Source organism: Streptomyces sp. NPDC048623, from assembly GCF_040650755.1.
Taxonomy (GTDB): Bacteria; Actinomycetota; Actinomycetes; order Streptomycetales; family Streptomycetaceae; genus Streptomyces.
Genome location: NZ_JBEZHV010000001.1, coordinates 548,652 through 566,471, shown reverse-complemented (window position 1 = coordinate 566,471; position 17,820 = coordinate 548,652). Strand labels below are relative to the sequence as shown.

The 17,820-nt window shown below is 72.4% G+C and carries 15 protein-coding genes; 6 read left to right on the top strand and 9 right to left on the bottom strand.

Features of this window, described 5'->3' with window-relative positions:
* Nucleotides 1-49: 49 nt before the first annotated feature.
* Nucleotides 50-2,449: a serine/threonine-protein kinase gene (locus AB0C73_RS02915; RefSeq protein WP_362523764.1), complete on the bottom strand. Its 2,400-nt coding sequence runs from the start codon at nucleotides 2,447-2,449 to the stop codon at nucleotides 50-52.
* A gap of 164 nt (nucleotides 2,450-2,613) precedes the next feature.
* Nucleotides 2,614-4,320, bottom strand: coding sequence for a glycerol-3-phosphate dehydrogenase/oxidase (locus tag AB0C73_RS02910; protein WP_362523762.1), 1,707 nt, complete (start codon nucleotides 4,318-4,320; stop codon nucleotides 2,614-2,616).
* A 256-nt stretch (nucleotides 4,321-4,576) separates the two neighbouring features.
* On the opposite strand from AB0C73_RS02910, the gene AB0C73_RS02905 reads away from it, so the two are divergent.
* Complete coding sequence (locus AB0C73_RS02905) at nucleotides 4,577-5,830, top strand: nucleotide sugar dehydrogenase (RefSeq protein ID WP_362523760.1); 1,254 nt, start codon at nucleotides 4,577-4,579, stop codon at nucleotides 5,828-5,830.
* Nucleotides 5,831-5,980: 150 nt separating this feature from the next.
* A complete protein-coding gene (locus AB0C73_RS02900) occupies nucleotides 5,981-6,472 on the top strand; it encodes a hypothetical protein (RefSeq protein ID WP_362523758.1) in 492 nt (163 codons plus the stop codon).
* A gap of 103 nt (nucleotides 6,473-6,575) precedes the next feature.
* Here AB0C73_RS02900 and AB0C73_RS02895 read toward each other — a convergent pair whose 3' ends face one another.
* From AB0C73_RS02895 to AB0C73_RS02870, 6 genes are all read right to left on the bottom strand, one after another.
* Nucleotides 6,576-7,700, bottom strand: coding sequence for a GuaB3 family IMP dehydrogenase-related protein (locus AB0C73_RS02895; RefSeq protein ID WP_265867533.1), 1,125 nt, complete (start codon nucleotides 7,698-7,700; stop codon nucleotides 6,576-6,578).
* 101 nt (nucleotides 7,701-7,801) lie between these two features.
* Complete coding sequence (gene tnpB / locus AB0C73_RS02890) at nucleotides 7,802-9,253, bottom strand: IS607 family element RNA-guided endonuclease TnpB (RefSeq protein ID WP_362523756.1); 1,452 nt, start codon at nucleotides 9,251-9,253, stop codon at nucleotides 7,802-7,804.
* Entirely contained in the window at nucleotides 9,250-9,825 is a 576-nt protein-coding gene (locus AB0C73_RS02885; RefSeq protein ID WP_362523754.1) for an IS607 family transposase, read from the bottom strand. Before AB0C73_RS02885 ends, tnpB begins: the two co-directional genes overlap by 4 nt.
* Nucleotides 9,826-9,965: 140 nt before the next feature.
* Complete coding sequence (guaB, locus tag AB0C73_RS02880) at nucleotides 9,966-11,465, bottom strand: IMP dehydrogenase (protein WP_362523752.1); 1,500 nt, start codon at nucleotides 11,463-11,465, stop codon at nucleotides 9,966-9,968.
* Between the two features lie 139 nt (nucleotides 11,466-11,604).
* Entirely contained in the window at nucleotides 11,605-12,207 is a 603-nt protein-coding gene (locus AB0C73_RS02875; RefSeq protein WP_362523750.1) for a sigma-70 family RNA polymerase sigma factor, read from the bottom strand.
* Nucleotides 12,208-12,501: 294 nt separating this feature from the next.
* Nucleotides 12,502-13,113, bottom strand: a complete 612-nt coding sequence (locus AB0C73_RS02870) for a response regulator transcription factor (protein WP_003948568.1) — start codon at nucleotides 13,111-13,113, stop codon at nucleotides 12,502-12,504.
* A 471-nt stretch (nucleotides 13,114-13,584) separates the two neighbouring features.
* On the opposite strand from AB0C73_RS02870, the gene AB0C73_RS02865 reads away from it, so the two are divergent.
* Nucleotides 13,585-13,953: a WhiB family transcriptional regulator gene (locus AB0C73_RS02865; protein ID WP_362523748.1), complete on the top strand. Its 369-nt coding sequence runs from the start codon at nucleotides 13,585-13,587 to the stop codon at nucleotides 13,951-13,953.
* Nucleotides 13,954-14,431: 478 nt separating this feature from the next.
* Here AB0C73_RS02865 and AB0C73_RS02860 read toward each other — a convergent pair whose 3' ends face one another.
* Entirely contained in the window at nucleotides 14,432-15,337 is a 906-nt protein-coding gene (locus AB0C73_RS02860) for a LysR family transcriptional regulator (RefSeq protein WP_362523746.1), read from the bottom strand.
* 88 nt (nucleotides 15,338-15,425) lie between these two features.
* Here AB0C73_RS02860 and AB0C73_RS02855 point away from each other — a divergent pair, with 88 nt between their 5' ends.
* From AB0C73_RS02855 to AB0C73_RS02845, 3 genes are all read left to right on the top strand, one after another.
* Nucleotides 15,426-16,103 (top strand): MOSC domain-containing protein, encoded by a 678-nt coding sequence (locus tag AB0C73_RS02855; protein WP_362523744.1) that lies wholly within the window; start codon nucleotides 15,426-15,428, stop codon nucleotides 16,101-16,103.
* Between the two features lie 88 nt (nucleotides 16,104-16,191).
* The gene (locus tag AB0C73_RS02850; protein WP_362523742.1) at nucleotides 16,192-16,965 is read left to right on the top strand and encodes an SDR family oxidoreductase; all 774 of its coding nucleotides are present in this window, start codon (nucleotides 16,192-16,194) and stop codon (nucleotides 16,963-16,965) included.
* A gap of 110 nt (nucleotides 16,966-17,075) precedes the next feature.
* Complete coding sequence (locus AB0C73_RS02845) at nucleotides 17,076-17,774, top strand: ester cyclase (RefSeq protein WP_362523740.1); 699 nt, start codon at nucleotides 17,076-17,078, stop codon at nucleotides 17,772-17,774.
* Nucleotides 17,775-17,820 lie beyond the last annotated feature (46 nt).

Sequence of the window (17,820 nt, the reverse complement as noted above, 5' to 3'; positions counted from 1 at the left end):
GCCCCGCCCTCACGGTGTCGGGCGGGGCCTCTCACGATACGTGCGCCGTTCAGTCCTTGGGGCTGAACGTGGCGAACGCGGTGTCCCGCAGGGTCTTGCACTCCGTGTCGTTCCAGGCGTCCGCCGCGCAGCTGATCATGATCGAGTAGCCGTGGTCGGCGTCGACCTTGAAGCCGCGGTTGAGGACGTGGATCCGCTGCCCGCCCTGGGTGCGCTCGAACTCCCAGTCGGCGACGGTCGGATAGCCCTTGTAGGAGACCGGCCCGATGCCGATGTGCTTGTACCCGTTGCTGCTGGCGGCGACGCCGGCCATCGCGGCGCGCCAGGCGGCGGCCGCGTCGTCCTTCGGGCTGTCGTTGAAGTCGACCTGGACGCGCGGGAACGAGCCCTGGGAGGCATTGAAGATGCCGCCCGAGTTCTCGCCCGCTATGGCGGTCATCTTGAAGGTGGCGGGCATCGCCATGGAGAAGTGGAACCGGGCGTTGGTCACCATGACGTAGCCCGCGGGCAGCTGTGCCCCGGAGCCGCCGTCACCGCCGTCGTCACCCTGGTCGCCCTGGTCGCCGCCGGGCTGCCCGGAAGGCGTGGCGCCGCTCTGGCCGCCGCTGCTGGCGGCCGGCTTGCCGCCGCTGCCCTGCTGGGTGGGGTCGCCCCCGGTCTTGTCCTTGTTCTGCCCGTCGGTGCCCGCGGAGTCGCTGCCGGCGGAGGCCGTGGCGCCGCCGCTGTTGCCGCCCTTGCCCTCGGCGCCCTCCTTGCCGCCGCCGAGGGCGACGTACAGGATCGTGCCGAGCAGCGCGGCGACCAGGACCGCGGCGATGATCACCAGGGTGCGGCGCGGGACGACGTCGGTGATCGAGGCCCTGGCGGCCGCCGGCCGGTTCGGGGCGCCGGGGCCGGTGGCCGGGCACGGCGGCTCGGTGCGGGACGCGGCGGCGTTGCGTACGGACGTGAGGGCGCCGCGCATCCGGTCGGAGGCCGCGTCGGCGGGCCGGGGCTCGCGGCCGGCCGTCGGCGGGTTCTCCGGGAGCGGGGGCAGCGGCACGACCCGGGTCGCCTCGGGCGAGGGCTCCGGCGGCGCCTCGGGCGCGTCGAGGACGGCACGCAGAAGAGCACGGGTGCCGGCGTCGTCGAGCCGCTGGGCGGGGTCCTTGGCGAGCAGGCCGTAGATGACCTTCTCGAGCTCGGGCCCGGCGTTCCTCGGCGGGTCGACCGGCTCGGTCATCACCGCGGTGAGCGTGGCGATGGCGGAACCCTTGTCGTACGGCGGGCTGCCCTCGACGGAGGCGTAGAGGAGCCCGCCGAGCGACCAGAGGTCGGCGGCGGGACCGGGCTTGTGGCCGCGGGCCCGCTCGGGCGAGATGTACGAGGGGGCGCCGACGAGCATGCCGGTGGAGGTGATCGAGGGGTCGCCCTCGACCTGGGCGATGCCGAAGTCGGTGAGCACGACCCGGCCGTCCTCGGCGATCAGCACGTTGGACGGCTTCACGTCGCGGTGCAGGATGCCCTCGCGGTGCGCGGAGCGCAGCACGTCGAGGATGGCGAGGCCGACCTCGGCGGCGCGGCGCGGGGTGAGCGTGCCGTCCTCGCGCACGGCGTCGGCGAGGGACTTGCCCTCGATGAGCTCCATGACGATCCACGGGCGGTCGTCCTCGTCGACCACGTCGTAGACGGTCACGGCGCCGTTGTTGCGGATCCGGGCGATGGCCTTGGCCTCGCGCAGGGTCCGGGTGATGAGGCGTCGCTTCTCGTCGTCGTCGATGCTGTTGGGGAAGCGGAGCTCCTTGACGGCGACGGTCCGGCCGAGGGTCTCGTCGACCGCCCGCCACACCGTGCCCATGCCGCCGCGGCCGAGCACCACGCCGAGCCGGTAGCGCCCGGCGAGCAGCCGCCCCTCGGCCGACGCGGCGTCAGCCCGCCCGCCCCGGCCGCCGGTTCCGCCCGCGTCCGCCCCGAACCCGGCCGCGGGCGCGGCCCCGTCGGTCGACCCGCCGGGGCCCTTGTCCTGAGCCTTGCCGAGCCCGACCACCGGCCGCGCCTCGCGCGCGGCGCGCGCCGGTTCGGCCTGCGCCGCAGACTCCGCTGCGGCGGGCCGGACATCCTCGGGCGTCGCCGAGGCCCGCCCGGCGGCCGATCCGGCGCCGGGCGTGGTCCCGGACTTGGGCGCGGCCTTGGCCAGGGCGACCGGGGCGGCATCGGCGTCCTTCGGCGCAGCCCCGCGCCCACCGGCGTCTGCCGGCTCACCGGCCTTCCCCGCGGCGCCCTTCCCGCCGACAGGTCCGTCCGCCCGCGCGGCACCCGCACCGCCGCCCCGCGGCTCCGCCGCGTTCTCGTCCCGCTCCGCCTTGCGCGCGGCCGGAACCGCACCCCGGTCGCCGTCGGTGGCGGCGCCCGCGGCGGAGTCCCGCCGGGGGTCCTGCCCCGTGTCCCGCGACTGCTCCGCCTCCGACATGCGTCCCCTCTGCGATCCCTGTTTCTCGCCCGCGTCGGGCGCTCCCGCGCGATGCGGCAACCAGCCCTGGAAGAGAGCTCATTGTCCCTCACTCCGGGACCGCTGACTCCCCCGGGTCCGCACTCCGAGAACGCCGGACACCCCCGGGAGGTGCCCTGATCGGGTCAGATCGGCACGATGTCCGGCGCTCCGAGGCGTGCCGCGTCGGCCGTCAGGTCGTCGGGCTGGCGCTGGGACTCCCGCTCGGCCTCGACCCTTTTCTCGTAGTGCTCGACCTCCTTGTCGATCTGCCGGGCGTCCCAGCCCAGCACCGGCGCCATGAGTTCGGCGCACTCGCGGGCGCTGAGAGTGCCCCGGTCGAAGGTCTCGATGGAGATGCGGGTGCGCCGGGTGAGGACGTCGTCGAGGTGGCGGGCGCCCTCGTGCGAGGCGGCGTAGACGATCTCGGCCTTCAGATAGTCCTCGGCGGCGGGCAGCGGCGCGGCGAGCGCCCGGTCGGCGGCGATCAGGTCGAGGATCTCCTCCGTCAGGGCGCCGTAGCGGTTGAGCAGATGCTCGACCCGGGCGACATGGAGTCCGGCGCGCGCGGCGATGCCCGCGCGCGCGTTCCACAGCGCCCGGTAGCCCTCGGCCCCGATCAGCGGGGTGTCCTCGGTGACACAGGCGGCGACCCTCTTGTCGAGGGCGTGGACGGCCTCGTCGACGGCGTCCTTGGCCATGACGCGGTAGGTCGTGTACTTGCCGCCGGCGACCACGACGAGGCCCGGCACCGGGTGGGCGACGGTGTGTTCGCGGGAGAGCTTGCTGGTGGCGTCGGACTCGCCGGCGAGCAGGGGCCGCAGGCCCGCGTAGACCCCCTGCACGTCATCGCGGGTGAGCGGGGTGGCCAGCACGGTGTTGACGCGTTCGAGCAGGTAGTCGATGTCGGCGCTGGAGGCGGCGGGGTGGGCCTTGTCGAGGTCCCAGTCGGTGTCGGTGGTGCCGATGATCCAGTGCCGGCCCCAGGGGATGACGAAGAGCACGGACTTCTCGGTGCGCAGGATGAGTCCGCTGGTGGAGTGGATGCGGTCCTTGGGCACGACGAGGTGGATGCCCTTGGAGGCACGGACGTGGAACTGGCCGCGCTCGCCGATGAGGGCCTGGGTGTCGTCGGTCCACACCCCGGTGGCGTTGACGATCTGACGGGCCCTGATCTCGTACTCCCCGCCGGTCTCGACGTCCCGCACCCGCGCGCCGACGACCCGCTCGCCCTCGCGCAGGAAGCCGACGACCCGGGCCCGGCTCGCGACGTGCGCCCCGTAACTCGCGGCGGTGCGGACCAGGGTGGTGACGAAGCGGGCGTCGTCCATCTGGGCGTCGTAGTACTGCAGGGCGCCGACCAGGGCGTCCTTGCGCAGACAGGGCGCGACCCGCAGGGCGCGGCGGCGGCTGAGGTGGCGGTGGACCGGGAGGCCGCGGCCGTGTCCGGAGGAGACCGACATCGCGTCGTACAGCGCGACGCCCGAGCCCGCGTACAGCCGCTCCCAGCCCTGGTGCCGGAGCGGGTAGAGGAAGGGGACGGGCTTCACGAGGTGGGGCGCGAGCCGTTCGAGGAGGAGTCCGCGCTCCTTCAGCGCCTCGCGGACCAGCGCGAAGTCGAGCATCTCCAGATAGCGCAGGCCGCCGTGGATCAGCTTGCTCGACCGGCTCGACGTGCCGGAGGCCCAGTCGCGGGCCTCGACCAGGCCGGTGGCGAGGCCTCTGGTGACGGCGTCGAGGGCGGTGCCGGCGCCGACCACTCCGGCGCCCACGACCAGCACGTCCAGTTCGTGCTCGGCCATCGCCGTGAGCGCCTCGGTGCGCTCGGCGGGTCCCAGTGTCGCTGTCCTCACGGTTGCTGCCTCCCGTCGTCCCCCGTCCGCCGGCATCCACGCCTGTGGCCCGGCTCACAGACTCGATTCTGGCGCGGCCCCGCGACTTCAGCCACCGCCCCCGCCCCACCCTGTGGATAACACTCGGCGACCTTGGGGCCCACAATCCCACGAATCGGTCATATTTACTCTTAGTCTGACATTGCGTCCGCCCCTTCGGTCCACAGGGCTTGCGCTCCGCGTTCCCTCCGGCTACTGGAAGGACGGCCCACCCCCCATGCCCGCTGATCTCGCCGTCATCGGCCTCGGCCACCACGGACTCCCGCTCGCCCGGGCGGCCACCTCGGCCGGCATCGAGACCGTCGGCTACGACACCGACCCGCGCCCCGTCGCCGAACTCGCCGCCGGGCGTCCCCCGGTCGACGGCTCCCTCACCGCCGCCGAGATCCGCCGGATGCTGTCCGGCGGCTTCAAGGCCGTCACCGACCCCGCCGAACTCGGGCGCGTCCGCACCGCCGTCATCTGCGCCCCCACCCCGCCGGGCCCCGACGGCGCGCTCGACCTCACCGCGGTCACCGACGCGGCCCGCGCCCTCGCCGCGCGGCTGCGCCCGCACACCACCGTGCTCCTGGAGTCCCCGGTGCCGCCCGGCACCACCGAGGGCCCGCTGCGCGACCTCCTGGAGACCGGCTCCGGGCTGCGGGCCGGCCGCGACTTCCACCTCGCGTACTCCCCCGGGCGCCTCGACCCCGGCAGCCGGGTGCACGGCGGCGCGCGGGGCCTGGCCGCCGCGCCCAAGGTGATCGGCGGGCTCACGCCCGCGTGCACCGAGTCCGCCGCCGCCTTCTACGGGCGCCTCACCGACAAGGTGGTACGCGCCAGGGGGCCGCGCGAGGCCGAGACGGTCAAGCTCCTGGAGACCAACTTCCGGCACGTCAACATCGCGCTCGTCAACGAGATGGCGGTGCTCTGCCACGAGCTCGGCGTCGACCTCTGGGACGTCATCCGCTGCGCCGAGACCAAGCCCTACGGCTTCCAGGCCTTCCGCCCCGGCCCCGGCGTCGGCGGTCACGGCGTCCCCGTCGACACCGTCGGCGGCCACCGCCCGCTGCGGCTCGTCGAACTGGCCGGCCAGGTCAACGAGCGGATGCCGCAGTACGTCGTCCAGCGCTGCGCGACGCTCCTCAACGAGCACGGCAAGTCCGCGCGCGGTGCCCGGGTCCTTCTGCTCGGGATCACGTACAAACCCGATTTCGCCGACCGCCAGGGCGCGCCCGCCGACGAGATCGCCCGCCGCCTGATGGACCTCGGCGCGACCCTCAGCTACCACGACCCGTACGTCCCCGACTGGCGCGTCCGCGACCTCCCGGTCCCCCGCGCCGACTCCCTCTACGAGGCCGCCGCCCGCGCCGACCTGACGGTCCTCCTCCAGCACCACCGCACCTACGACCTCCAGGGCCTCGCGGTGAAGGCCCAGCTCCTCCTCGACACCCGGGGCGCGACCCCGGCGGGGGCGGCGCACCGGTTGTGACGGGGCCGGCCGATCGTGGCGGGGCCGCCCGTCACGGGCCCGTCACGGGGCCGCGCCGCCGATATCCCCTGGGCTCTGTCAGCGCGGGCTGCTAACCTCCGGGCGCTCGATCGCACAGCCGTGCGTCACCGTCCCAGGGGGGATTCCCAGATGAGCCAGTCCGTTCCGCCGCCCGGCAACCCGTTCGCGCAGGGCACCGAGCCCCAGCCGTACCCGGTCGCGCCGCCGGCCCCGCCGGCCCGCTCCAACGTCGGGCTCGGCATCGTCGCCGCCGTGGTCGCCGCGCTCGTCGCGGGCGGGGTGTACGGCGCGATCGCCGGCGGCATCGAGCGGGAGATCGGCTGGGCGGCCGTCGGCGTGGGCTTCCTCGTCGGCTTCGCCGCCGGCAAGGCGGGCGGCCGCAACCCGGCCCTGCCGGTGATCAGCGCGGTGCTCTCGCTCGGCGCGGTCTACCTCGGCCAGCTGGTCGCCCTGGCGATCATCGGCGGCAAGGAGCTGCACGTCTCGGCCACCACGATCTTCTTCGACCACTTCGACGTGCTCACGCAGGCGTGGAAGGAAGACCTGGACCCGCTGACCTTCCTGTTCTTCGCGCTCGCCGCCTTCGCCGCGTTCAGCGGCTCGAAGAAGGCCTCGGGCTGAGCCGTACCGCACCGCACGGCCAAGGCCGTACGACGACGAGGGCCCCGCACCGGGTGGTGCGGGGCCCTCGTCGTCGTGCCGTTCGCGTGCGTGCGACAGCAGGTCAGCGCTTGTGCTCGGACTCGGCGACCGTGACCTCGACGCGCTGGAACTCCTTCAGCTCGCTGTAGCCCGTGGTGGCCATCGCGCGGCGCAGGGCGCCGAAGAAGTTCATCGAGCCGTCGGGGGTGTGGGACGGGCCCGCGAGGATCTCCTCGGTGGTGCCGACCATGCCGAGGTCGACCAGCTTGCCGCGCGGCACGTCCTCGTGGACGGCCTCCATGCCCCAGTGGTGACCCTTGCCGGGCGCGTCCGTGGCGCGGGCCAGCGGGGAGCCCATCATGACCGCGTCGGCACCACAGGCGATGGCCTTCGGGAGGTCGCCGGACCAGCCCACGCCGCCGTCGGCGATGACGTGCACGTAGCGGCCGCCGGACTCGTCCATGTAGTCGCGGCGGGCCGCGGCCACGTCCGCGACGGCGGTGGCCATCGGGACCTGGATGCCGAGCACGTTACGGGTGGTGTGCGCGGCGCCGCCGCCGAAGCCGACCAGGACGCCCGCGGCGCCGGTCCGCATCAGGTGCAGGGCGGCGGTGTAGGTGGCGCAGCCGCCGACGATCACGGGGACGTCGAGCTCGTAGATGAACTGCTTGAGGTTCAGCGGCTCGGCGGCGCCGGAGACGTGCTCGGCAGAGACGGTGGTGCCGCGGATCACGAAGATGTCCACGCCCGCGTCGACGACGGCCTTGGAGAACTGCGCGGTGCGCTGCGGGGAGAGCGCGGCGGCGGTGACCACACCCGAGTCGCGCACCTCCTTGATGCGCTGCCCGATCAGCTCCTCCTTGATCGGCGCCGCGTAGATCTCCTGCAGACGGCGGGTCGCGGTGGCCTCGTCCAGCTCGGCGATCTCGTCCAGCAGCGGCTGCGGGTCCTCGTAGCGGGTCCACAGGCCCTCGAGGTTCAGCACGCCGAGGCCGCCGAGCTCGCCGATGTGGATGGCGGTCTGCGGCGAGACGACCGAGTCCATGGGGGCGGCCAGGAAGGGCAGCTCGAAGCGGTAGGCGTCGATCTGCCAGGCGATCGAGACCTCCTTCGGGTCCCGGGTGCGCCGGCTCGGTACGACGGCGATGTCGTCGAACGCGTACGCCCTGCGGCCGCGCTTGCCGCGCCCGATCTCGATCTCAGTCACGTTGTGTGGCCTTTCCGTTGTCTGCGCCTACCAGTATCCGTTACTCAGACCCGCGGCGACTCTCAGCATCCCGGGAATTTCGGCCCGGAAGGTCCGTCTCATCACCAGAGCGTGAGGGCTTCGGCTTGAGTACGGTCTCTCGCTTCCTTCCCGCGCGGGGCGGGGATCGCGCCGCCTGCCCGCCCCGGCCCGGCCTTGCGGCCGGGCCGGATGGCGCGGGTCTTCTGGTCGGCTCCACGAGGATTCGACACCGTGAGGGTGTCCCGGTCTCCGGCCACTCCGGTACCGGTCGTACGGGTCGCCGCGAGGGCGACGAGGTTGAGCCCGGCGTTGTCGTCCCGGTCGATGACCAGGCCGCAGACCTCGCACCGGTAGGTCCGGACGTGCAGCGGCAGCTTGGCTTTCACCGCGCCGCACCCGGAACAGGTCTTGGAGGACGGGTACCAGCGACTCGCCACGATGATACGGGTGCCGTGCCGTTGGCGGGTCTTGTAGCCGAGCCGGCGCCGGATCTCGCCGAACCCGGCGTCCGCGATCTTCCGCGCGAGGCGCCGGTTCTTCAGCATGCCGGTGACGCCCAGGTCTTCAATCACGATGGTGCCGTACTCGGCCGCGAGCGCGGTGGTGAACTTGTGCAGGGCGTCCTCGCGGAGGTTCGCGACCCGGTGGTGGACCTTGTTGCGGGCCGCATTGGCCTTCTCCCACCGCTTCGACGGCTTGCGGCCGGTCCTGCGGTCCGGTCCCCGACGGCGGGAGACCGTCCGGGAGGCGCGGCACAACCGCTTGAGCGCACCGTCATAGTGCCGGGGGTTGGAAATGGTGCGGATCTCGCCGGTCGAGTCGGCCAGCACCGCGAGGGACTTCACACCGAGATCCACGCCCACGGCGACTTCGGGGCGGGCGACACGGGCCAGGTCGCGCTTCACCTCCACCTGGAAAGAGGCAAACCAGCGTCCGCGCTCGTGGCGGACGGTGGCGGACAGGATGCGCGCGGTTCCGGCGCGCACGTGCGTGAGGAGCTTGGCGGTGGGCTCGTGGGTGCGGATCGTGCCCAGTCTCGGCAGCGTCACATGCCGGCCGTCGCCCTCAACACGGATCGTGCCGGTGGTGAACCGGCAGGCCAGAGGTGCCTTCCGCTTCACCTTGAACCGGGGCGCACCCACCCTCTTGCCACGCCGCCTACCGATCTTCGACTTGGCGTGGTTGTCGAACGCCGCGGCCGCGTTCGCCAGGCCCGTGGAGTACGCCTCCTTGGAGTTCTCCTCCCACCAGCCGGCGAAGCGCGAGTCAGTCTTCTTGGCGGCGTTGAACGCCTTCCGCAGCGAGGGCAGCGACCACGGCCGCCACGGCGTCAGCTCCGCCTCGGGGATGTCGTAGGTCTCCTCGGCCCTGCGCTGCCACCACGACGCGGTCACCCAGCCGACAGCCCAGTTGTACGCCGCCCGCGCCGCACCGCAGTGTGAATGCAGCGAGGACTCCTGGGAGGCATTCGGGTCCAGTGCGAAGCGGTACGCCTGCACCACGACCCCGGGCTGCGGCTGGAACTTCTTCACCCGTCGGCCTCGCCGGTCGCCACGGCCACCGCACGGACGGCCCGCGTCCTCGCCGCCCGCCGCCCGTACAGTCGCGCACACATCGACGTGATTACCTCAGTGATGTCCCGCACCAGGTCATCGGTCGTCTCGGCGGGATCAAGGACGACCAGACGCCGACCGGACGCCGACAGCGCGGCCTCCAGGTGTTCGACGCCGAACCGGGCAAGCCGGTCACGGCACTCCACCACGATCACCGCCGCCTGCGGGTCGGACAGCACCCGGTGCAGCTTGCGCCGACGCCCGTCCAGTCCCGAACCCACCTCGGTCACGACCTCCGCAACCGGCAGGCCGAGCCCTGTGGCTCCCTGGACCACGCGCGCGACCTGCCGGTCAAGGTCCGGCTTCTGATCCGCCGACGAGACCCGGCAGTACGCCACCACCCGCCCGGACACTTCCACGGCGGGCTCGTCGACCAGCCACGTACCGGACGGGGTCTGGCGTACCGGGACCGGCATACGGCCCTCTTTCGCCCACGTCCACGCCGTCTGGTAGTGCACGCCATTGCGCGACGCCCACTCGGAAAGCTTCACACGATCAAGATAACAGGTGATAAAGACTGAGGATCACTGATAAATCCGCCGACAGCTATCGGCGCCCGGCACACACCGAAGGGGCGGCTCCGGCCACATGCCGGAACCGCCCCCTGGGTCACGCCGAGTTACTGCGGGCGTTACTTACGGCTGTAGTTCGGCGCCTCGACCGTCATCTGGATGTCGTGCGGGTGGCTCTCCTTGAGGCCCGCCGCGGTGATCCGGACGAAGCGGCCCTTGGACTCCATCTCGGCGACGGTGGCCGCGCCCACGTAGCCCATGGTCTGACGCAGACCGCCGACGAGCTGGTGCAGCACGTTGGCCAGCGGGCCGCGGTAGGGCACCTGGCCCTCGATGCCCTCGGGCACGAGCTTGTCGTCGGAGGCGACGTCGGCCTGGAAGTAGCGGTCCTTGGAGTACGACCGGCCCTGGCCGCGGGACTGCATGGCGCCGAGCGAGCCCATGCCGCGGTACGACTTGAACTGCTTGCCGTTGATGAAGAGCAGCTCGCCCGGAGACTCCTCGCAGCCCGCGAGCAGCGAGCCGAGCATCACGGTGTCGGCGCCGGCGGCCAGCGCCTTGCCGATGTCGCCGGAGTACTGCAGGCCGCCGTCGCCGATCAGCGGGACGCCCGCCGCACGGGCGGCGAGGGAGGCCTCGTAGATCGCGGTGACCTGCGGGACACCGATGCCGGCGACCACGCGGGTGGTGCAGATGGAGCCGGGGCCCACGCCGACCTTGATGCCGTCGACACCGGCGTCGATCAGCGCCTGCGCGCCGTCGCGGGTGGCGACGTTGCCGCCGATCACGTCGACGTTCACGCTGGACTTGATCTTCGACATCCAGCTCAGCGCGTTGCTGTTGTGGCCGTGCGAGGTGTCGACGACCAGGAAGTCCACTCCGGCCTCGGCGAGAGCCTGGGCGCGCTCCAGGGCCTCGGGGCTGGCGCCCACGGCGGCACCGACGATGAGGCGGCCCTCGGCGTCCTTGGCGGCGTTCGGGTACTGCTCGGCCTTGACGAAGTCCTTGACCGTGATGAGGCCCTTGAGGATGCCCGCCTCGTCGACCAGCGGAAGCTTCTCGATCTTGTGGCGGCGCAGCAGCTCCATGGCGTCCACGCCGGAGATGCCGACATGGCCGGTGACCAGCGGCATCGGCGTCATGACCTCGCGGACCTGACGGCTGCGGTCGCTCTCGAAGGCCATGTCGCGGTTGGTCACGATGCCGAGCAGCTTGCCGGCCGGGTCGGTGACCGGGACACCGCTGATGCGGAACTTCGCGCACAGCGCGTCCGCCTCGCCGAGCGTCGCGTCCGGGTGCACGGTGATCGGGTCGGTGACCATGCCGGACTCGGAACGCTTCACGAGGTCGACCTGGTTGACCTGGTCCTCGACGGACAGGTTGCGGTGCAGCACGCCGACGCCGCCGAGGCGGGCCATGGCGATCGCCATGCGGGACTCGGTCACCTTGTCCATCGCCGCGGAGAGCAGCGGGATGTTGACCCGGACATTGCGGGAGATGCGGGACGAGGTGTCGACCGCGTTAGGGAGCACCTCGGATGCACCCGGCAGCAACAGCACATCGTCGTAGGTCAGCCCGAGTGTCGCGAATTTCTCGGGCACTCCGTCGACGTTGGTCATGACACCTTCCCCAATGGCCTTGATCGGTGCGGATGTCCATGCTAACGGGCTGCGGCCGTGTCTCATTCCACGAGCAAGATCACCAAGGATCTTTGGACATTCCTACGTGTACGTGAGGGACACCCCTGAACGGAGACCCTTACTGCTCGGCGAGTGCCCGCAGCCGGCTCAGCGCGCGGTGCTGGGCCACCCGGACCGCGCCCGGGGACATCCCGAGCATCTGCCCGGTCTCCTCGGCAGTCAGCCCGACGGCCACCCGCAGCACCAGCAGCTCGCGCTGGTTCTCCGGGAGGTTGGCGAGCAGCCGCTTGGCCCATTCGGCGTCGTCGCTGAGCAGCGCGCGCTCCTCGGGGCCGAGGGAGTCGTCGGGCCGCTCGGGCATCTCGTCGGAGGGCACGGCCGTCGATCCGGGGTGCCGCATGGCTGCCCGCTGGAGGTCGGCGACCTTGTGTCCGGCGATGGCGAAGACGAAGGCCTCGAAGGGGCGGCCGGTGTCCTTGTAGCGCGGCAGCGCCATGAGGACGGCGACGCAGACCTCCTGCGCGAGGTCCTCGACGAAGTGACGGGCGTCGCCGGGAAGCCGGTTGAGCCGCGTGCGGCAGTAGCGCAGGGCGAGCGGATGCACGCGCGCGAGGAGGTCGTGGGTGGCCTGCTCGTCCCCCTCGACCGCCCGGTGCACCAGTGCACCGATCTCCCCCTGCCCGCCGGGCAGGGGTGACCCCACGGTCTCGTCGTCGCGCATCGCTCCATGGTGCCCCGACGCCCGCTGGTTCGCGGCACCGCGTCCGTAGTTGTGCACCGAAGCGTTATGAGCAGGTGCGACGGGACTCATCTCCTGCGCCCTCCCCTTCCGCTCGATCTCCGCCGGCTCGTTCGTCTCGTCCCCGGGGAACTCCACACCTTCAAGGATGCGGCATTCCGCGGGGAAGTGACACAAGCCCACCCCGTCCGCCCCTCGGCATACGTGGATGCGTACGCGGATGCGGACGGGGGCGCGGCCGGTGGCCGCAGGTCCGGCCGCAGGTCCGGCCGCAGGTCAGCGGACCAGACCCCAGCGGAATCCGAGCGCGACGGCGTGCGCCCGGTCGGAGGCGCCCAGCTTCTTGAAGAGGCGCCGGGCGTGCGTCTTGACCGTGTCCTCGGAGAGGAAGAGCTCGCGTCCGATCTCCGCGTTGGACCGGCCGTGGCTCATGCCCTCCAGGACCTGGATCTCACGCGCGGTGAGGGTGGGCGCGGCGCCCATCTCGGCCGAGCGGAGCCGGCGTGGGGCGAGCCGCCAGGTCGGGTCGGCGAGGGCCTGGGTGACGGTGGCCCGCAGCTCGGCGCGCGAGGCGTCCTTGTGCAGATAGCCACGGGCACCGGCGGCGACGGCGAGTGCGACACCGTCCAGGTCCTCGGCGACGGTGAGCATGATGATGCGGGCGCCGGGGTCGGCGGACAGCAGCCGGCGGACGGTCTCCACGCCGCCCAGGCCGGGCATGCGCACGTCCATCAGGATCAGGTCCGAGCGGTCCGCGCCCCAGCGGCGGAGGACTTCCTCGCCGTTGGCCGCGGTGGTCACGCGCTCGACGCCGGGCACGGTCGCGACCGCGCGGCGGAGCGCCTCTCGGGCAAGCGGGGAGTCGTCGCAGACGAGGACGGATGTCATGACTGACCTCCGCGGCTCTCGCAGCTGATGCGCGTCACCTTGAGCCTCCAGGGGCTGGTACGTCGGGTCACCTGTGCGGTTGACGCCCTCGGACACCTGCCCGAGCGCTTGTTCCTTCAACCGCCTCGCACTCTCAACGATGGTCACTCGAAAGAGTTACGGGTCGGACGGCCGCCTTCGGCACTCTACGTGAGGGCTCGTGTGCGGAGGAGAGCGTCGCAGGTCATCCGTCCTTCAGCCGAAGCTATGCCCCATTTAGCGGGTTTTCTTCCCTTTTCGCGGTGTCTGTGGCTAGATTCGCAATGAGTCATATTTACATCTACTCGGACAGTAGTTGTACGGTCGGACTCGAACCCGCGAGAGCGGGAACCCGAGACCCAGCGGGGGGCGAAGGGCCCCCGTTCGATCAGCCATCCACCCGCCCACCTATCCGTTCGAAACGGTTTCAACGGTTTCAAGGGGACAAGCGCAATGGCAGATTTCTCCCGCCTTCCCGGACCCAACGCCGATCTGTGGGACTGGCAGCTCCTCGCGGCCTGCCGCGGGGTCGACAGCTCCCTGTTCTTCCACCCCGAGGGAGAGCGCGGCGCGGCACGGAGTGCGCGCGAGAACTCGGCGAAAGAGGTCTGCATGCGGTGCCCGGTGCGCGCGGAGTGCGCGGCACACGCGCTCGCCGTACGCGAGCCCTACGGCGTCTGGGGCGGCCTCACCGAGGACGAACGCGAGGAACTCATGGGCCGGGCGCGCAATCGCCTGGTCACCACGGCGGCCGCGCCGACGGCGGCAGCGGCGGCCCGAGCGTCCGCGGCCGGTCCGGCCGGCCTGCCGACGCATGCCTGAAGGAACGTTTCTTCCCAACCGCCCGACGTGACCGGCGGCCTGACGGGGTGACACACCTGGCGAGACATCCGACGAGACATCCGCCGGACAGGCCCTAGGGGCGACCTCCAGGACCCGGAGCCCTGGGCCCCGTCCGCCGCGCCGCACGCGGCCCGGGGGCGTACGGCGCGGGGTGGCGGTGCCGGTGTACGCGGGTGAGCCCGCCCGCGCCCTCACCCGTACGGCCCGACCCGGACGCCCCGTACGGCGGCGGCCCGGTGCGGCCCTGTCGCCCGGCCGGCCCCGTGGCCCTCCCCCGTACGGCCGCGGGCCCGTCACTCCGACGGCCCGCGGCGCCTCACCCGTACGGGCCGGGGGCGCACGCGCGTACGACCGTTCACGCTCGGCCGGTGCAGCGGGGCCGGCCACCCGTACGGCGGAGGGCGGGACCACCCGTACGGACGCGGCCGCGCTTCACCCGAACGGCGGCCCGCAGGGCTCAGCCGCCCAGACGGGCCGCGGCGCGGGCGAGCTCGTCGAGGGTGGCGGCGACCGCCGGGACCTGCGCCAGGTCCGGAAGGGTGAGCGCCACGATCTCCCGCTCCACCGCGGGCTCCACGCCCACGGTCACGGCGCCCCTCGGGCGTACGGAATCGATGGCGAGCTCCGGCAGGACCGCGACGCCCAGGCCCGCGCCGACCAGGCCCACCACGGCCGGGTAGTCGTCGGTGGCGAAGTCGATCCGGGGGGTGAAGCCGGCCGTCTCGCAGACGTCGACCAACTGGCGGCGGCAGCGCGGGCAGCCCGCGATCCAGGGGTCCTCGGCGAGTTCGCCGATCGCGACCGAGCCGGCGCCGGCAAGACGGTGCGCCTCGGGGACGAGGCCGACGAGCCGGTCGGCGAGCAGCGGGCGCACCACCAGGTCGTCCCAGGCGTCCGGACCCGGACCGCTCCCGTAACGGAAGGCGAGCGCCACGTCGCAGTCGCCCTCGCGCAGCATCTCCACCGAGCGCGGCGGCTCGGCCTCCACCAGGGAGACCCGGGTGCCGGGGTGCGCGGCGCGCAGTGCGGCGAGGGCGGTGGGGACCAGGGCGGAGCTGCCGCTGGGGAAGGAGACCAGGCGCACCCGGCCGGCCCGCAGGCCCGCGATGGCGGCGACCTCCTCCTCGGCGGCGGTCAGCCCGGCGAGGATGCCGGAGGCGTGCCGCACCAGGGCCTCGCCGGCCTGGGTGAGCCGCATCTCGCGGCCGGTGCGGACCAGGAGCGGGGTGCCGGCGGAGGCTTCGAGCGCCTTCATCTGCTGGCTCACCGCGGGCTGGGTGCAGCCGAGTTCACGGGCGGCGGCGGAGAACGAGCCGGTCGCGGCGACGGCGCGCAGGACACGGAGGTGGCGGGCCTCGATCATCTTTCGAGCATAAGCGAATCTTGGGTCCGAGCGCGAATCCCAATAAATCCCTTTGAGGTCTGGACCTCTCCCCGCTTAGGCTTCCCCCATGGAGCTGCTGAGTGTGAACGTGGGCCGGGCCAGGGCCGTGGAGTACACCAACGCCCCCTCGGGGACCTCGGGGATCGACAAGCGCCCGGTGGACGGACCCGTACGGGTCGAGTCGCCGCAACCCGGCGGGGCGAGCGGGGCCGCCGGGGACGACGTGTGCGACCTGCGCTTCCACGGCGGTCCCGACCGGGCGCTGTACGCCTTCGCGCGCGAGGACCTGGACACCTGGGAGAAGGAGTTGGGGCGCGCCTTCGTGCCCGGCTCGTTCGGCGAGAACCTCACCACCCGCGGCCTGGACGTCAACAGCGCCCTGATCGGCGAGCGCTGGCGGATCGGCGACACGGTGGTCGTGGAGGTGACCGGCGGCCGCATCCCGTGCCGCACCTTCGCGGGCTTCGTCGAGGAGTCCGGCTGGGTGCGCCGTTTCAACGAATCGGCGGCCGGGCCCGGGGCGTTCCTCCGGGTGCTTGTCCCCGGCGAGATCCGGGCGGGCGACCCGTTGGAGATCGTCCACCGCCCGGCGCACGACATCACCGTCGCCCGCCTGCACCACGCGGCCGTCCGCGACCGCACGCTGCTGCCGGAGACCCTGGTGGCGGCCGAGTGGATGGAGTCGGGACTGCTCGGACTCGCCCGTACGTACGCCGAGAAGTACGCGGGCGGCGACGGGGAGTGACCCCTGGTCCGCGCGGGGGCGGCGCCCGCCGCGGACCTGACGGATTCCCGCACACGGCGTTCACCCGGCGCGAGTTAACGTGCCGCCTATGACGACTGCACTGATTACGGGGGCCACCGCCGGCATCGGCGCCGCCTTCGCGCGGCGGCTGGCCGCCGACGGACATGACGTGGTCCTTGTGGCACGCGATGTGAAGCGGCTGCGCGAGCAGGCGACCGAGCTGCACGACCGGCACGGGATCGAGGCCGAGGTGCTGGCCGCGGACCTGTCCACGGAGGACGGGATCGCGGCGGTCGAGGCGCGGCTCTCGGACGCCAAACGGCCGGTCGATCTCCTCGTCAACAACGCGGGGTTCGGCAACAAGGGCCGTTTCCTCGAGGTGTCCATGGCCGACGAGCTGACCATGCTGAAGGTGCACTGCGAGGCGGTGCTGCGGCTGACGTCCGCGGCGGCCGCCTCGATGCGCTCCCGGGGCCGGGGCGGGATCGTCAACGTCGCGTCCGTGGCCGCGTTCGTGCCGCGCGGCACCTACGGGGCGTCGAAGTCGTGGGTCGTGCAGTTCACCCAGGGCGCGGCGCGCGACCTCGCGGGCAGCGGGGTGCGGATGATGGCGCTGTGCCCCGGGTTCGTGCGGACGGAGTTCCACGAGCGGGCGGGAATGGGGACGGACAACATCCCGGGCTGGATGTGGCTGGACGCGGACAAGCTGGTGGCCGCGGCGCTCGCCGATCTGGCCCGGGGGCGCACGCTGTCCATCCCCGATCCCCGTTACAAGGCGCTCATGGGCGTGGTGAAGCTGGCCCCGCGCGGGCTGCTCGGCGGGGTGTCGTCGAGGGCGGGACGCAAGTACGGGCCGAAGTAGGCGCGGGCCGAAGGAGACGCGAGCCGAAGGAGACGCGGGCCGCGGACCTGAGCCGGCCCGCCTAGACTGGAGAGGTCCTACTCCGCCCTCGGACGTCTCCGGGAGGCGTCATGAGCTTTGTACAGATCATCGACTGCAAGACCAGCCGGATCGAGGACCTCAACCGGCTGATGGATCAGTGGGTCGAGCAGACCAAGGGCAAGCGCACCGCGACCCACAGCATCGTCGGCAAGGACCGTTCCGACGCCTCCCACGTGGTCGAGATCGTCGAGTTCCCCTCGTACGACGTGGCCATGCGCAACTCGCAGCTCCCGGAGACCGATCGGATCTTCCGGGAGATGGTGGCGCTCTGCGACGAGATGCCGACCTTCACCGACCTGGACGTGGTGCGGGACGAGGCGCTGTACAAGGCCAATGCCCGGCGGCTCCTGGACATGCTGGCGAACGAGCCGGAACTCGCGCTGCTCGACGAGATCATCGCCGAGGGCTACCACGACCACGATCCGACCAACGAGCAGGACGTCATCGGGATGGACGCGGTCCGGCGCGAGGTCGAGATGTGGCGGGGCGGTTTCGACTTCGCCTTCACCGTGGACGACCAGATCGCCGAGGGAGACCGGGTCTGCACCCGGTGGACCTGGCGGGGCACCCACACCGGGGACTTCATGGGGATCCAGCCGACCGGCATGGACGTGTCGATGACCGGCACGGTGATCCACCGCTGCCGGGACGACGGGAAGATCGTCGAGGGGTGGTGGCAGTACGACCTGCTCGGCCTGATGGGGCAGCTCGGCGCCGTCGAGGCCTAGATCGGAACAGCACCGAGGCCCGGTGCTCCCGCGACGGGAGCACCGG

Excerpts from the sequence above, each read along its gene's own strand:
- AB0C73_RS02865 (WP_362523748.1), top strand. The coding sequence starts at position 13,585 with ATGGCAGATTTCTCCCGCCTTCCCGGACCCAACGCCGATCTGTGGGAC.
- AB0C73_RS02915 (WP_362523764.1), bottom strand. The coding sequence starts at position 2,449 with ATGTCGGAGGCGGAGCAGTCGCGGGACACGGGGCAGGACCCCCGGCGG.
- AB0C73_RS02905 (WP_362523760.1), top strand. The coding sequence starts at position 4,577 with ATGCCCGCTGATCTCGCCGTCATCGGCCTCGGCCACCACGGACTCCCG.
- AB0C73_RS02850 (WP_362523742.1), top strand. The coding sequence starts at position 16,192 with ATGACGACTGCACTGATTACGGGGGCCACCGCCGGCATCGGCGCCGCC.
- AB0C73_RS02855 (WP_362523744.1), top strand. The coding sequence starts at position 15,426 with ATGGAGCTGCTGAGTGTGAACGTGGGCCGGGCCAGGGCCGTGGAGTAC.
- AB0C73_RS02860 (WP_362523746.1), bottom strand. The coding sequence starts at position 15,337 with ATGATCGAGGCCCGCCACCTCCGTGTCCTGCGCGCCGTCGCCGCGACC.
- AB0C73_RS02845 (WP_362523740.1), top strand. The coding sequence starts at position 17,076 with ATGAGCTTTGTACAGATCATCGACTGCAAGACCAGCCGGATCGAGGAC.
- AB0C73_RS02900 (WP_362523758.1), top strand. The coding sequence starts at position 5,981 with ATGAGCCAGTCCGTTCCGCCGCCCGGCAACCCGTTCGCGCAGGGCACC.
- guaB (WP_362523752.1), bottom strand. The coding sequence starts at position 11,465 with ATGACCAACGTCGACGGAGTGCCCGAGAAATTCGCGACACTCGGGCTG.
- AB0C73_RS02875 (WP_362523750.1), bottom strand. The coding sequence starts at position 12,207 with ATGCGCGACGACGAGACCGTGGGGTCACCCCTGCCCGGCGGGCAGGGG.
- AB0C73_RS02870 (WP_003948568.1), bottom strand. The coding sequence starts at position 13,113 with ATGACATCCGTCCTCGTCTGCGACGACTCCCCGCTTGCCCGAGAGGCG.